The organism is Streptomyces sp. NBC_01381, assembly GCF_026340305.1.
GTDB lineage: Bacteria > Actinomycetota > Actinomycetes > Streptomycetales > Streptomycetaceae > Streptomyces.
Genome location: NZ_JAPEPI010000001.1, coordinates 3,507,629 through 3,520,548 on the forward strand (window position 1 = coordinate 3,507,629; position 12,920 = coordinate 3,520,548).

The window sequence follows — 12,920 nt, forward strand, 5'->3', positions numbered from 1 at the left end:
GCATGATCCGTATGCACTGATGGGCTGTTACTACTCTCCGGGCGGATTTCTGCCCCGTCAACGGGGCAACCACAGGGGCCCGTACGCAGTCTTCACAAGGCCCGACTTTCGGTCAGAGGCCTCCGCCTGAAATAGTTCCTCCCGATGTTCGACATCCCTAGACTCCCCATCGATGGGGGCTAGCTCGGGGGACAACTCAGTGGGGCTGGAGTGCCGGAACTCGTACTGGAATTGAATGGAAGGACCTGGACGCTCGATCCGTCCAGGTCGTACACCCTCGGACGTGATCCGCAGGGAGATCTCTCGCTTGACGACGCCAGAGTGTCCTGGCGTCATGCCACGATCAGCTGGAGCGGCCGCAGTTGGGTCATTGAGGACCACGGCAGCACCAACGGCACCTTTGTGCAGGGCCAGCGGATCCACCAGATGGAAATCGGCCCGGGCTCGGCCGTGCACCTCGGCAACGCGACCGACGGTCCGCGGCTCAACGTGTCCGGCAGCGCGTCGGGCGCAGCCGCTGCCGCCGTTTCCGCACCGCAGCAGCACGCCCAGCAGCAGGCCGCGCCACAGCAGGCGCCCCAGCACGAGGCGCCCGGCTGGGCCGCCCAGCAGCAGGCACCGCACCAGCAGGCACCCCAGCAGCAGGGCTGGCAGCAACAGCAGCCTCAGCAGCAGCAGGGCTGGCAGCAACAGCAGCCTCAGCAGCACCAGCCGCAGCAGCAGCCGCACGTGCCCCCGCAGCAGGGTGGCTACGCGCAGCAGCCCCCCGGTTCCGGCGGCGTCGCGGGGGCCCCGCCGGTCTACGGCGACCGCAGCCCGACGACGTTCCACCAGCTCTCGCTCGGCCGCAAGATGCGCATCGGTCGTGCCCTGGAGAACGAGCTGGTCGTCTCCGACCTGCAGGTCTCGCGGCACCACGCCGAGTTCACGGCCACTCCGGACGGCCGCTTCGAGATCCACGATCTCGGCTCGCACAACGGCACGTACGTCAACGGCCAGCCGGTCGCGAAGTCGGGTTCGGCCCTCATCGGCCCGAACGACATCGTCAGCGTCGGTCACTCGACCTTCCGCCTCGTCGGCGACCGGCTCGAGGAGTTCGTCGACACCGGTGAGGTCTCCTTCTCCGCCCGCCACCTGACGGTGACGGTCGACGGCGGCAAGCAGATCCTCAAGGACGTCTCCTTCGGCGTCCCGGAGAAGTCGCTCATCGCGGTCATCGGCCCCTCCGGCTCCGGCAAGTCCACCCTGCTCAAGGCGCTCACCGGCTACCGGCCCGCCAACCAGGGCGATGTCCTCTACGACAACCGGAACCTCTACAAGCAGTTCGCCGAGCTGCGCCAGCGCATCGGTCTGGTCCCGCAGGACGACATCCTGCACAAGGAGCTGACCGTCAAGAAGGCCCTCAAGTACGCGGCCAAGCTCCGCTTCCCCGGTGACACCGCGGAGGCCGAGCGCGAGGCCCGTATCAACGAGGTCCTGCGCGAGCTCAAGCTGGACATCCACAAGGAGAAGAAGGTCACCTCCCTCTCCGGTGGCCAGCGCAAGCGCGTCTCGGTGGCCCTCGAGCTGCTCACCAAGCCGTCGCTGATCTTCCTGGACGAGCCGACCTCCGGCCTCGACCCGGGCATGGACCGCGACGTCATGCAGCTCCTGCGCGGCCTCGCCGACGACGGCCGTACGGTCCTCGTCGTCACGCACTCGGTCGCCGAGCTGGCGATCTGCGACAAGCTCCTGGTGATGGCGCCGGGCGGTTCGGTCGCCTACTTCGGTCCGCCGGAGGAAGCGCTCAACTTCTTCGGCTACACCACCTGGGCCGACGTCTTCTCGGCGTTCGAGAACTACCGCGACTACGACTGGGCGGGCCGCTGGAAGGGCTCGCAGCACTACCAGATGTACGCCGCGGACATCGACGCCGTCGCCGCACAGTCCGTACAGATGCCGCCGCCGCAGGCCGTCCGGCCGCCCAAGCCGCAGGGCTGGGGCTCGCAGCTGTGGACGCTGATCCGCCGCTACTCCTCGGTGATCGCCTCCGACAAGGGCTTCCTCGGCCTGATGGTGATCCTGCCCGCGGTCCTCGGCATCGTCAGTGTCGTCATCCCGGCCGACTTCGGGCTCGGCCCGCCCAAGCCGCCGTCGAAGTTCAACGGCGACGCGGGCACGATCATGCTGATCCTCGCGGTCGGCATGTGCTTCTCGGGCGCGGCCAACTCCGTACGTGAGCTGATCAAGGAACGGGTCATCTACGAACGGGAACGGGCCACCGGCCTGTCCCGCTCGGCGTACCTGATGTCCAAGGTCATCGTGCTCGGCGTGATCACGGCCTTCCAGGGCGTCATCATCTGCGGCATCGGCTTCGCGACGCGCGACATGCCGGAAGAGGGCCTGATCATGCCCCCGGCCGTCGAGATCTGCCTGGTCATCATCGCCCTCGGCTTCACCTCGATGATGTTCGGCCTGGTCATCTCCTCGCTGGTGAAGACCGCCGAGAAGACCATGCCGCTCCTGGTGATGTTCGCGATTGTCCAGGTCGTCTTCACCGGCGTGCTCTTCCAGGTCTACGGCTCGCCGGGCCTGGAGCAGTTCGCCTGGCTGATGCCGTCCCGCTGGGCCATCGCCGGCGCTGGCTCCACGCTGGACCTCGCGCACCTGATGCCGCCGTGGGACCCGAAGAACCCCACCGATCTCGACCCGCTGTGGGAGCACTCGGCCGGGCAGTGGGGTCTGAACATCACGATCCTGCTCCTGATCGGCATCGCCTGCGGCTTCGCGGTCGCGCGACTGCTGCGCCGCCACGAGCCGGAGGTCATGCGCAAGTAAGCGCGTGACTCCCGGGCATACGGAGAAGGGCGGCACCCCCCGGGGGGTGCCGCCCTTCGGCGTCCGTGGGCCTCGCCTTGGCGGCTGAAGAGGTCCGTTGATCAGGCGATCAAGGCTCAGTAGGCGCCGTTCACGTTGTCCATCGAGCCGTACTTGTCGGCCGCGTAGTTGGCCGCGGCCGTGATGTTGGCGACCGGGTCGTAGATGTTCGTGGACGTGCCCGAGACGTGGTACGCGTCGAACGTCGGCTGGATGACCTGGAGCAGGCCGATCGACGGGGTGCCGTTGATCGCGTTGATGTCCCAGCCGTTGACGGCGTTCGGGTTGCCCGTGGACTCACGCATGATGTTGCGGTGCAGGCCCTCGTAGGAACCGGGTATGCCCTTGGACTTCATGATGTCCAGGGACTGGCGGATCCAGCCGTCGAGGTTGTTGGCGTAGACCGGCTTGCGCGCGGCGGCACGGCTCGCGGCTTCCTTGGCCTTGCGCTCGTCCTCGGCCTTCTTCTTGGCCGCGGCCTCTTCGGCCGCCTTCTTCTTCGCGGCGGCGTCGGCGTCGGCCTTCTGCTTCGCCGTGACGGCGTCCTTGGCCTGCTTGTCGGCGGCGGTGTGCTGCTTGATGACACCGGCCTCGACGGCCTGCTGGGCGTCGACGTTCTGCTTGAAGGCCACCGGGGCAGCCGTCACGTTCTGGGTTCCGGCTTCGGCGCTGCCCGGCACGAGGGAGAAGGCGAGGGCGGCGGCGCCGAGCGTGGCGACACCGGCGATCGAGAACTTCTGGATCTTGGTCAGCGCGGGGCGACTATGACCAGGGGTGTTGTGCTGGGGCATGACAGATGGACCTCTTCAAATCGCGGAGGTCGCTCTGGTCCGGTGGGGACATTGCTTCTCCGGCACAAACGCCGCGGTGCGAGACCGCGGCGCCGAGCGACGGGAGCAATTCTTAGCGGCCGCAAAATTCTGTGGCAAAGCAGTGACGTACGATGCCGGGTAGTGGATCAGGGGGTGCGCCGACGGCCCTGGCGACCATGTACCCCGTGTCCCTAAAGGTCCCTCTTATCCACTAGGAACCTTCGTACGTGACGTGCGTCCTATGCGCGGCCTCACATCGGGCACGTAACGGTCTTACCAACAGTTGCCGGAGCAACTCTCAGCGTGAGGGCCGTCCTCCCGGAGGAGGAGATGGACGTCGCCGAACTCGTGCCAGAGGTAGAGACGGCGTACCGCCTCGGTGTATCCCCGCTCCACGGCGGCCCGGCCGGCGACCGCCTCCAGCATCAGCAGATGCGAGGCCTCCGGCTCGTGCAGCCCGGTGAGCAGGCCGTCCACCACGCGTACGCCGCGCTCCGGTGTCACCACGAGCTCCGTGCGCCCCTCGGCGGCCCTGACGGCCCTGACGGCCCCGTCGGGTCCCGTCGCCGACTCGACGGCCCGCACCGCCGTCGTGCCGACCGCGATGACGCGGCCCCCGCCGGCCCTGGCCGCGTTGATGAGCCGCGCCGACGTCTCCGGCACCGCGAAGCGCTCCGGGTACGGCGGCTCGTGCGCCTCGGGCGACGCGACCCCTGTGTGCAGGGTCACCGGGGCGAACTGCACACCCCGGCTCACCAGCCGCGCCACCAGGTGCTCGGTGAAGGGCCGGGCCGCGCTCGGCATCTCGGCGCTGCCCGAGCCGTCGGCCGATGGCAGCGCGAACACCGTCTGGTAGGCGGAGAGCGGCTGGTCCCGCTCCGTATAGGAGTAGCGGATGGGGCGCCCGTGCCGGTGCAGGAGCGTGGGCACGTCACCGGACACCCGCGCCCACCACAGCCGCCCGCTCCCCGCGGCCAGCGGCTCCTCGCAAATGAGGTGTACGTCTCCGGGGAGCTGTACGTATGAATACGCGGGCCCGCCCACGCGTGCGCGCGTAGTGCCCCAATTGTCCGGATCGCGCAACTCGACGGCCCACCGTCCGTCATCGCCCCGCGTCGAGAAATGCACCACCACGCGCGCGTGCCCGAGCTCTCCGTCGACCGCAGCGGGCAGCGTCCGTGACGTGTTCACGATCAGCAGGTCCCCGGCCCGCAGCAGCGCGGGCAGCTCCGCGAACGCGTGGTGCGACACCTCGGTCCCGCGCGACACGAGCAACCGCACCGCGTCCCTGCCCAGACCGGGCCCCCGCTGCTCGGCAGGGACCCTGGCCGCAAGCCCTTCGGGCACCTTCACGGCGAGCGTCATCGGACGTCCGGCGAGGTGAGCAGGGCAGGGGCGGCGTAGCGGCCGCTCGCGGGCCGCTCGTCGAGCAGTCGCAGGAAGGCGGGCACCACCGTCGCGGGCAGCGGCCGGCCCGAGTCGTCGTCCAGGGGGACGGCCGCCCGATAGAGGTCCGTCCGCAGGTCACCGGGGTCCACGGCCCACACCCGGATCCCCGGCTCCTCCACGGCGAGAACCGCCGAGAGCTGATCGAGGGCGGCCTTGGACGCCCCGTAACCGCCCCAGGTCTCGTACGCCTCGGCAGCCGCGTCGGAGCTGACGTTCAGGACCGCACCGCCGGACGCCCGCAGCAGCGGCAGCGCCTCCCCGATCAGCCCCAGTGCCGCCACCACATTGGTCTCGAACGCCTGCCGCAACCCGTCGACGGCGAGCTCCTCCAGGCGCACGAGCGGCTCAGCGCCCAGCGCGCTCGCGTTGTTCACCAGCAGATCCAGACCGCCGAGACCGCGCGCCGCCGCCACCAGGGCGGCCCGGTGCGCGGCATCAGTGACATCCCCGGCGACGGCCTCCACGCGCGTGCCGTGCGCCTCCAGCTCCCGCGCGGACTCCTTGAGCGCCGCGCCCGTTCTGGCGTCGACGACCAGATCCCAGCCCCGCTCGGCGAGCGCCGCCCCCAGCGCACGCCCCAGTCCCTTCGAAGCCCCCGTGATGATCGCTACCGGCATGACATCCGTCCCCTCGGGTCGCCGCGGCGGCCGCTTCTCCAGCGGCTGACCCCACGGTAGGAACGGATCCGCCGCGGGCGCCTCGTGCGCGGGCCGCAACGGCGCAGGGTCCTTGGCCCTACGCCCACGGTCCTAGGCAGGGGCCGCCACAGGTCCGATACGCGCTGTCACACCTCGCCGGTACGGTGAGGCCATGAGTCAAGGTCCAAGGTCCGGCCTGAACGCGGTGAGTTCCGCGCTCCTGGCCATGAGCAGGCAGCTCGAGGTGCGCGACGTCCTTAAGACGATCGTCGCCTCGGCCCGCGAGCTGCTCGACGCCGAGTACGCGGCGCTCGGTGTCCCCGACGACCACGGCGGCTTCGCCCAGTTCGTCGTCGACGGCGTCAGCGATGAGCAGTGGCGGGCCATCGGCCCGCTGCCCCGTCAGCACGGCATCCTGGCCTCGATGCTGCACAAGGCCGAGCCCGAGCGCCTCGGTGACGTGCGCGAGGACCCCCGCTTCGAGGGCTGGCCGTCCGCCCACCCGGAGATGTCCGACTTCCTGGGCCTGCCGATCCGGTACGGGGACGAGACGCTGGGCGCGCTCTTCCTCGCGAACAAGCGGTGCCCCAAGCCGGCGGGCGGCTGCGGCTTCACCGCCGACGACGAGGAGCTCCTTTCGCTCCTGGCCCAGCACGCCGCGATCGCCCTCAACAACGCCCGGCTCTACGAACGAAGCCGCGAGCTGACCATCGCCGAGGAGCGCTCGCGCCTGGCCCATGAACTGCACGACGCCGTGAGCCAGAAGCTGTTCTCGCTGCGCCTGACGGCCCAGGCGGCGGCCGCCCTGGTGGACCGCGACCCCTCACGGGCCAAGGGCGAACTCCAGCAGGTGGCCGTGCTCGCGGCCGAGGCGGCGGACGAACTGCGCGCCGCCGTCGTGGAGTTGCGCCCCGCCGCCCTGGACGAGGACGGCCTGGTGGCCACCCTGCGGACGCACACCCAGGTCCTGGACCGCGCGCACTCCGCCGAAGTCACCTTCGACAGCTGCGGAGTCCGGGCGCTGCCCGCCGCCCAGGAGGAGGCGATGCTGCGGGTCGCCCAGGAGGCCCTGCACAACGCCCTGCGCCACTCGGGGGCGGCCCGCGTCGATGTGACCCTCATCCGGCGCGGCGCGGGCGCGGTGCTGCGCGTCAGTGACGACGGCAGCGGCTTCGACCCGCGCGGAGTCCGGCGCGCGGGGCGGCACTTGGGCCTGGTCTCCATGCGGGACCGGGCCGGCGGGGTCGGCGGACGGCTGACCGTGGAATCGGAGCCCGGAAAGGGCACGACGATCGAGATGGAGGTTCCCGGTGGCTGACGCCGTGTCACGGAAAGCAGGGATCCGGGTGCTGCTGGTCGACGACCACCAGGTCGTCCGCCGCGGTCTGCGTACGTTCCTGGAGGTGCAGGACGACATAGAGGTCGTGGGAGAGGCGTCGGACGGCGCCGAAGGCGTCGCGCAGGCCGAGGAGTTGAAGCCGGACGTCGTCCTCATGGACGTCAAGATGCCCGGCATGGACGGCGTCGAGGCGCTGCGCAAGCTCCGCGAACTGGCCAACCCCGCGCGCGTGCTCATCGTCACCAGTTTCACCGAGCAGCGCACCGTCGTCCCGGCCCTGCGCGCGGGCGCCGCGGGGTACGTCTACAAGGACGTCGACCCGGACGCCCTCGCCGGCGCCATCCGCTCGGTGCACGCGGGGCATGTGCTCCTGCAGCCCGAGGTGGCGGGGGCGCTGCTCTCCCAGGAGGAGGCCAACACCGGGCAGGGGAGAGGCAGTTCGCTCACGGAGCGGGAGCGCGAGGTCCTCGGCCTCATCGCCGACGGCCGCTCGAACCGTGAGATCGCCCGCGCCCTCGTCCTCTCCGAGAAGACCGTCAAGACGCACGTCTCGAACATCCTGATGAAGCTGGACCTCGCCGACCGCACCCAGGCCGCGCTCTGGGCCGTACGACATGGTGTGACCGGCTGATCCACGCTCCGGCGCACAACGTCAACGGTCAGCGCGGACCGTCGCATTCCGGGCTGAGATTCATACCGTCGTGTGGATGTCCCCCGAATGGCGCAACCTACGGTCCGCCCCGCCGTTCTCCAGTGCGTGCTGCGGCGGCTGGCCGCAGCGATCGCTAGGAGGGTCAAGAAGTGAAGAACCTGAAGAAGGCCGCGGCTGTCACGATGGTGGCGGGTGGCCTCGTCGCCGCCGGCGCCGGTCTCGCCTCCGCCACGGGCGGTGCGCACGCCGACGGCAATGCCGTGAAGTCCCCGGGCGTCGGCTCGGGCAACCTCGTCCAGGCGCCGGTGCACATCCCCGTGAACGCCGTGGGCAACACCGTGTCCGTCATCGGCGCCCTCAACCCGGCCTTCGCGAACGACGGCCTGAACGCCTGACGTTCGCACCAGGTCCAGCAGTGACCACCGGCCTCCCGGGCAATTCCGGGGGGCCGGTCTGCTTGTGCGCCCCATTAAGGGGCGCGGGGAACTGCACGCCAAGCCACAACGCACCCGCAGCCGAAGTCACACCTCCCCGCCGAGAAGCGGCTGCCCCCGGGCAACCCGGAACCGCCCAGGCACCGCAGGGCTACCGTTCCCGCTCCTCCACAAACGCGTTGTACGCAGCCACCTGCGCCCGCCGAGCCGTCCGCTCGACCGGCCGCAACGCCTCGCCCCGCGCCGCCATCTCCGAGGCGCTCACCGCCCCGCCATGGCCGTTCTCGTACGCCACCGAAATCAGCAGGCCGACCCGCTGGGCCAGCTCCAACACCCGTACCGCCCGCGGCGGATACCCGGGTGCGAGCGCCTCGCGCCCCCGATCCGCCCGCGCCCGGTAGGCGTCCACCGCGGCCTCGGCGACCGGACCCGACCCCGCGACGTCGAGCCGCGACAGCACGGCAGTCGCCTCCCGCAGCGCCTCCGCCAGCTCACGCTCCGCCTCACCCAGCGAGGGCACATCGGCGGGCGGCGCCTCCCGCACCGGCAGGCAGTGCCAGACGACCTCCACATGAAGGTCGCCGTCGGGCCCGGCCTCGTACACCTCGGGAACGAGCCCGTACGGCGCGCCGAACGCGACGACGGCCTCCTCCGCGTCGAGGGCGCGCGCGTTGAACTCCGGCGGCCCGCTCAGCCCGAGCGGATGCCCGGGCGCGGGCAGCGCGACCCGGAACCCGGTCACCCCGAGCGAGCGCAGTCGTCCGAGGGCGAGCGTGAGTCCGACGGGCCCCGACTCGCCGGGAAGACCTTCGACCCGGTGCACGGCGTCGTCGCCGACCACCGCGAGCACCGCATCATCCGGTGAGACAAGTCCGGCAAGAAGGGCATTTCCCCATGCTGCCAAGCGTCCTGAGCGTTCTTCCGAGAGCATGCGTACAGCCTAAGGACCGGGCTAACGGCTGGACCGCCCGACCGGTGGCGTAGGTTTTCTCCAGGGGACTGCGTCCACAGGCGCAAGCGACAGCCGAGACTGCAATGGGAGACAACGCGCTCATGAGCGATGTACTGGAGCTGGAGGACGTATCCGTGGTCCGCGAGGGCCGGGCTCTGGTGGACCAGGTCTCCTGGTCGGTCAAGGAGGGGGAGCGCTGGGTCATCCTCGGCCCGAACGGCGCGGGCAAGACCACCCTCCTGAACGTCGCGTCGAGCTACCTCCACCCGAGCTCCGGCTCCGCCACCATCCTCGGCGAGACCCTCGGCAAGCCCGGCACGGACGTCTTCGAACTCCGCCCCCGCATCGGCGTCGCCGGCATCGCGATGGCCGAGAAGCTGCCCAAGCGCCAGACCGTGCTCCAGACGGTTCTCACGGCCGCGTACGGCATGACCGCCGGCTGGCACGAGGACTACGAGGACGTCGACGAGCAGCGCGCCCGCGCCTTCCTCGACCGCCTCGGCATGACCGACTACCTGGACCGCAAGTTCGGCACCCTCTCCGAGGGAGAGCGCAAGCGCACCCTGATCGCCCGCGCCCTCATGACCGACCCCGAGCTGCTGCTCCTCGACGAGCCCGCCGCGGGCCTCGACCTGGGCGGCCGCGAGGACCTCGTACGCCGTCTCGGCCGCCTCGCCCGCGACCCGATCGCCCCCTCGATGATCATGGTCACGCACCACGTCGAGGAGATCGCCCCCGGCTTCACCCACGTCCTGATGATCCGCCAGGGCAAGGTCATGGCCGCGGGCCCGCTGGAGCTCGAACTCACGTCCCGCAACCTCTCCCTCTGCTTCGGCCTGCCCCTGGTGGTCGAGGAGCGCGGCGAGCGCTGGAGCGCCCAGGGCCTGCCGCTCGGCTGACGCACACCAACCCGCCCCGGGCGGTAGATCGCGGGGCCCTGTCCGGGACGGGCCCGCGGTCCTACCATGACCATGTGGAGAACATCGACGCATGGGTGTGGTGGCTGATCGGCGCGGTCGCACTCGGAATCCCGCTCGTAATGACGGCCATGCCGGAGTTCGGCATGCTCTCCGTGGGCGCGGTCGCCGGCGCCGTGACCGCCGGACTGGGCGGCGGCACCGTCCTTCAAGTGGTCGTCTTCGCGGCCGTCTCCGTCGCACTCATCGCGGTCGTACGCCCCATAGCGGCCCGGCATCGCGCCCAGCGCCCCGAACTGGCCACGGGCGTAGAGGCGTTGAAGGGGAAGACCGCCGTCGTCCTGGAACGGGTAGACGGGTCCGGCGGCCGGATCAAGCTCGCGGGCGAGACCTGGTCGGCGCGCGCACTGGACAAGGACCAGAGCTACGAGGCGGGGCGCGAGGTCGATGTGGTCGAGATCGACGGAGCGACGGCCATCGTCATGTGAATGCCCCACGGCGCGCGCAGCGGTCTGACAGACTCGACCAGCAAGATCTTCAACAGCTCAGCAGAGACAGCTCAGCAGAGTCCGCAGAGATCTTCCGGAAACGCCGAGGCAAGAGGGGTACGGGGAACAACGATGGAACCAATCATCATCGTCCTGATCATTCTGGTGGTGCTGGTCTTCATCGCCCTGATCAAGACGATCCAGGTCATCCCGCAGGCCAGCGCCGCGATCGTAGAGCGCTTCGGCCGCTACACCCGCACGCTGAACGCGGGCCTGAACATCGTCGTCCCGTTCATCGACTCGATCCGCAACCGCATCGACCTCCGTGAACAGGTCGTCCCCTTCCCGCCCCAGCCGGTGATCACCCAGGACAACCTGGTGGTCAACATCGACACGGTCATCTATTACCAGGTGACCGACGCACGGGCCGCGACGTACGAAGTCGCCAGCTACATCCAGGCGATCGAGCAGCTCACCGTCACCACGCTCCGCAACATCATCGGTGGCATGGACCTGGAGCGGACCCTGACCTCCCGCGAGGAGATCAACGCGGCACTGCGCGGCGTCCTCGATGAGGCGACCGGCAAGTGGGGCATCCGCGTCAACCGCGTCGAGCTCAAGGCGATCGAACCGCCGACCTCCATCCAGGACTCGATGGAGAAGCAGATGCGTGCCGACCGCGACAAGCGCGCCGCGATCCTCCAGGCCGAAGGTGTCCGGCAGTCCGAGATCCTGCGCGCCGAAGGTGAGAAGCAGTCCGCGATCCTGCGCGCCGAAGGTGAGGCCAAGGCCGCGGCCCTGCGCGCAGAGGGTGAAGCACAAGCCATCCGTACGGTCTTCGAGTCGATCCACGCGGGCGACCCGGACCAGAAGCTGCTCTCCTACCAGTACCTCCAGATGCTCCCGAAGATCGCCGAGGGCGATGCGAACAAGCTCTGGATCGTGCCCAGCGAGATCGGCGACGCCCTCAAGGGCCTCGGCGGCGCACTCGGCAACTTCGGCCCCCTGGGCGGCGGTTCGAGCGGCTCGGCACCCGCTGCGGAGCGCCGCGAACAGCCGCCGATCGACTAGGGCCCCGCCAGGGGCGCGAGAAACTGCGCGACAAGCTCAAGACGGCCCGCAGCCAGACACGAAACGTCTGACTGCGGGCCTCTTTCGGGTGCGGGGCTAGGCCGCAGGCTGCGCCAGCCAGCCAGGCAGCGAGGCCAACTCATCCCGCCCAAGCGACAAGAGCATCGCGTCCGCCGGCGTCGGCTCAAACGGCTGCCGCAGCAACGGCATACCCGCCTCCTCCGGCGTACGGTCCGCTTTGCGGTGATTGTCCATCGCGCAGGAAGCCACCGTGTTCAGCCACGAGTCCGCACCGCCCTGCGCCTTGGGCACCACGTGGTCGACCGTCGTCGCGCGCCTGCCGCAGTAGGCGCACCGGTGCTGGTCCCGCACCAGCACACCCCGCCTGGACCACGGAGCCTGTCTTCGGAAGGGCACCCGTACATACCTGCAGAGTCTGATCACCCGAGGCACGGGTATGTCGACCGCCGCCGCGCGCACACGGAGTCCGGGGTGGGCGTGCTCGACCACGGCCTTGTCCTGGAGCACCAGAACGACGGCTCGGTTGAGCGTCACCGTCGAGAGCGGCTCGAAGCTCGCGTTCAGCACCAGCGTGTCCCGCATCAACCTGCCCACCTCCCGTATGCACCGGCCCACCGCCTGGCGGGCTGGGATCAACTCTGGCCGGGCACGCCGAGATGGACAACGCAATAAAAAATGCCCGTCTCTGATCACTTCCATGACCAGAGACGGGCAAACAATCGATGAACGCTCAGTTCTGTACGAGTGCTCAGCTCTCCGCGGGAGCGGTGTACTGAGCGAGCACCTGCGCACGCGCGAGCGTGTGGAACCGGAGATTGAAACCGACAACAGCGGGCGAAGCATCCGAATCCGGACCCAGCTTCTCCTGGTCGACGGCGTACACGGTGAACACGTACCGGTGGGCCGGATCCCCGGGCGGCGGCGCCGCACCCCCGAAGTCCTTCGTCCCGTAGTCGTTGCGCACCTGCACCGCGCCCTCGGGCAGCCCCTCGAACTTGCCGCTGCCCGCACCACCCGGCAGCTCGGTGACCGACACCGGGATGTCGAAGACGGTCCAGTGCCAGAACCCGCTGCCCGTGGGGGCGTCCGGGTCGAAGCACGTCACGGCGAAACTCTTGGTCTCGGCCGGGAACCCCTCCCACCGCAGCTGCGGCGAGGTGTTCCCGGCCGCGTAGACCTGAGCGTCCTTGAGGACCGCACCCGGCTCGAAGTCCTCGCTCACGACCGTGAACGACGGGACGGGCGGATGGAAGTCATGGGGAAGCGGCGGCCTCGTCAGCTCGCTCACGTC

The 12,920-nt window shown here is 69.8% G+C and carries 13 protein-coding genes; 7 read left to right on the forward strand and 6 right to left on the reverse strand.

What is annotated here, in order from left to right; all coding sequences use genetic code 11:
- Positions 1–210 precede the first annotated feature (210 nt).
- On the forward strand, positions 211–2,817 hold the full coding sequence (locus OG453_RS16360; protein ID WP_266868556.1) for an FHA domain-containing protein: 2,607 nt from the start codon (positions 211–213) through the stop codon (positions 2,815–2,817).
- Between the two features lie 116 nt (positions 2,818–2,933).
- On the opposite strand, the gene OG453_RS16365 is transcribed toward OG453_RS16360, so the two are convergent.
- The 3 genes from OG453_RS16365 to OG453_RS16375 form a co-directional block, all read right to left on the reverse strand.
- On the reverse strand, positions 2,934–3,647 hold the full coding sequence (locus tag OG453_RS16365) for a transglycosylase SLT domain-containing protein (protein WP_266868558.1): 714 nt from the start codon (positions 3,645–3,647) through the stop codon (positions 2,934–2,936).
- A 294-nt stretch (positions 3,648–3,941) separates the two neighbouring features.
- Positions 3,942–5,033 carry an S-adenosylmethionine:tRNA ribosyltransferase-isomerase gene (locus OG453_RS16370; RefSeq protein WP_266868560.1) on the reverse strand — a complete coding sequence of 364 codons (1,092 nt, stop codon included), beginning with the start codon at positions 5,031–5,033 and terminating at the stop codon, positions 3,942–3,944.
- The gene (locus OG453_RS16375; RefSeq protein ID WP_266868562.1) at positions 5,030–5,734 is read right to left on the reverse strand and encodes an SDR family oxidoreductase; all 705 of its coding nucleotides are present in this window, start codon (positions 5,732–5,734) and stop codon (positions 5,030–5,032) included. Before OG453_RS16375 ends, OG453_RS16370 begins: the two co-directional genes overlap by 4 nt.
- A 193-nt stretch (positions 5,735–5,927) precedes the next feature.
- On the opposite strand from OG453_RS16375, the gene OG453_RS16380 reads away from it, so the two are divergent.
- The 3 genes from OG453_RS16380 to OG453_RS16390 all read left to right on the forward strand — a co-directional run bounded on the left by OG453_RS16380 (position 5,928) and on the right by OG453_RS16390 (position 8,141).
- Positions 5,928–7,073 carry a GAF domain-containing sensor histidine kinase gene (locus OG453_RS16380; RefSeq protein WP_266868564.1) on the forward strand — a complete coding sequence of 382 codons (1,146 nt, stop codon included), beginning with the start codon at positions 5,928–5,930 and terminating at the stop codon, positions 7,071–7,073.
- On the forward strand, positions 7,066–7,725 hold the full coding sequence (locus OG453_RS16385) for a response regulator transcription factor (protein ID WP_266868566.1): 660 nt from the start codon (positions 7,066–7,068) through the stop codon (positions 7,723–7,725). Before OG453_RS16380 ends, OG453_RS16385 begins: the two co-directional genes overlap by 8 nt.
- Before the next feature lie 170 nt (positions 7,726–7,895).
- A complete protein-coding gene (locus OG453_RS16390; protein ID WP_266868568.1) occupies positions 7,896–8,141 on the forward strand; it encodes a chaplin in 246 nt (81 codons plus the stop codon).
- 190 nt (positions 8,142–8,331) lie between these two features.
- Here OG453_RS16390 and OG453_RS16395 read toward each other — a convergent pair whose 3' ends face one another.
- On the reverse strand, positions 8,332–9,111 hold the full coding sequence (locus OG453_RS16395; protein WP_266868570.1) for a hypothetical protein: 780 nt from the start codon (positions 9,109–9,111) through the stop codon (positions 8,332–8,334).
- A gap of 122 nt (positions 9,112–9,233) precedes the next feature.
- Here OG453_RS16395 and OG453_RS16400 point away from each other — a divergent pair, with 122 nt between their 5' ends.
- From OG453_RS16400 to OG453_RS16410, 3 genes are all read left to right on the forward strand, one after another.
- Entirely contained in the window at positions 9,234–10,031 is a 798-nt protein-coding gene (locus OG453_RS16400) for an ABC transporter ATP-binding protein (RefSeq protein WP_266868572.1), read from the forward strand.
- 74 nt (positions 10,032–10,105) lie between these two features.
- Entirely contained in the window at positions 10,106–10,537 is a 432-nt protein-coding gene (locus OG453_RS16405; protein WP_266868574.1) for an NfeD family protein, read from the forward strand.
- Between the two features lie 132 nt (positions 10,538–10,669).
- Entirely contained in the window at positions 10,670–11,608 is a 939-nt protein-coding gene (locus tag OG453_RS16410) for an SPFH domain-containing protein (protein ID WP_266868576.1), read from the forward strand.
- Between the two features lie 96 nt (positions 11,609–11,704).
- Here OG453_RS16410 and OG453_RS16415 read toward each other — a convergent pair whose 3' ends face one another.
- Together OG453_RS16415 and OG453_RS16420 are read right to left on the reverse strand one after the other, a co-directional pair.
- Entirely contained in the window at positions 11,705–12,211 is a 507-nt protein-coding gene (locus tag OG453_RS16415; protein WP_266868577.1) for an HNH endonuclease, read from the reverse strand.
- A gap of 166 nt (positions 12,212–12,377) precedes the next feature.
- Entirely contained in the window at positions 12,378–12,917 is a 540-nt protein-coding gene (locus OG453_RS16420; RefSeq protein WP_266868578.1) for a YbhB/YbcL family Raf kinase inhibitor-like protein, read from the reverse strand.
- Positions 12,918–12,920: the final 3 nt, after the last annotated feature.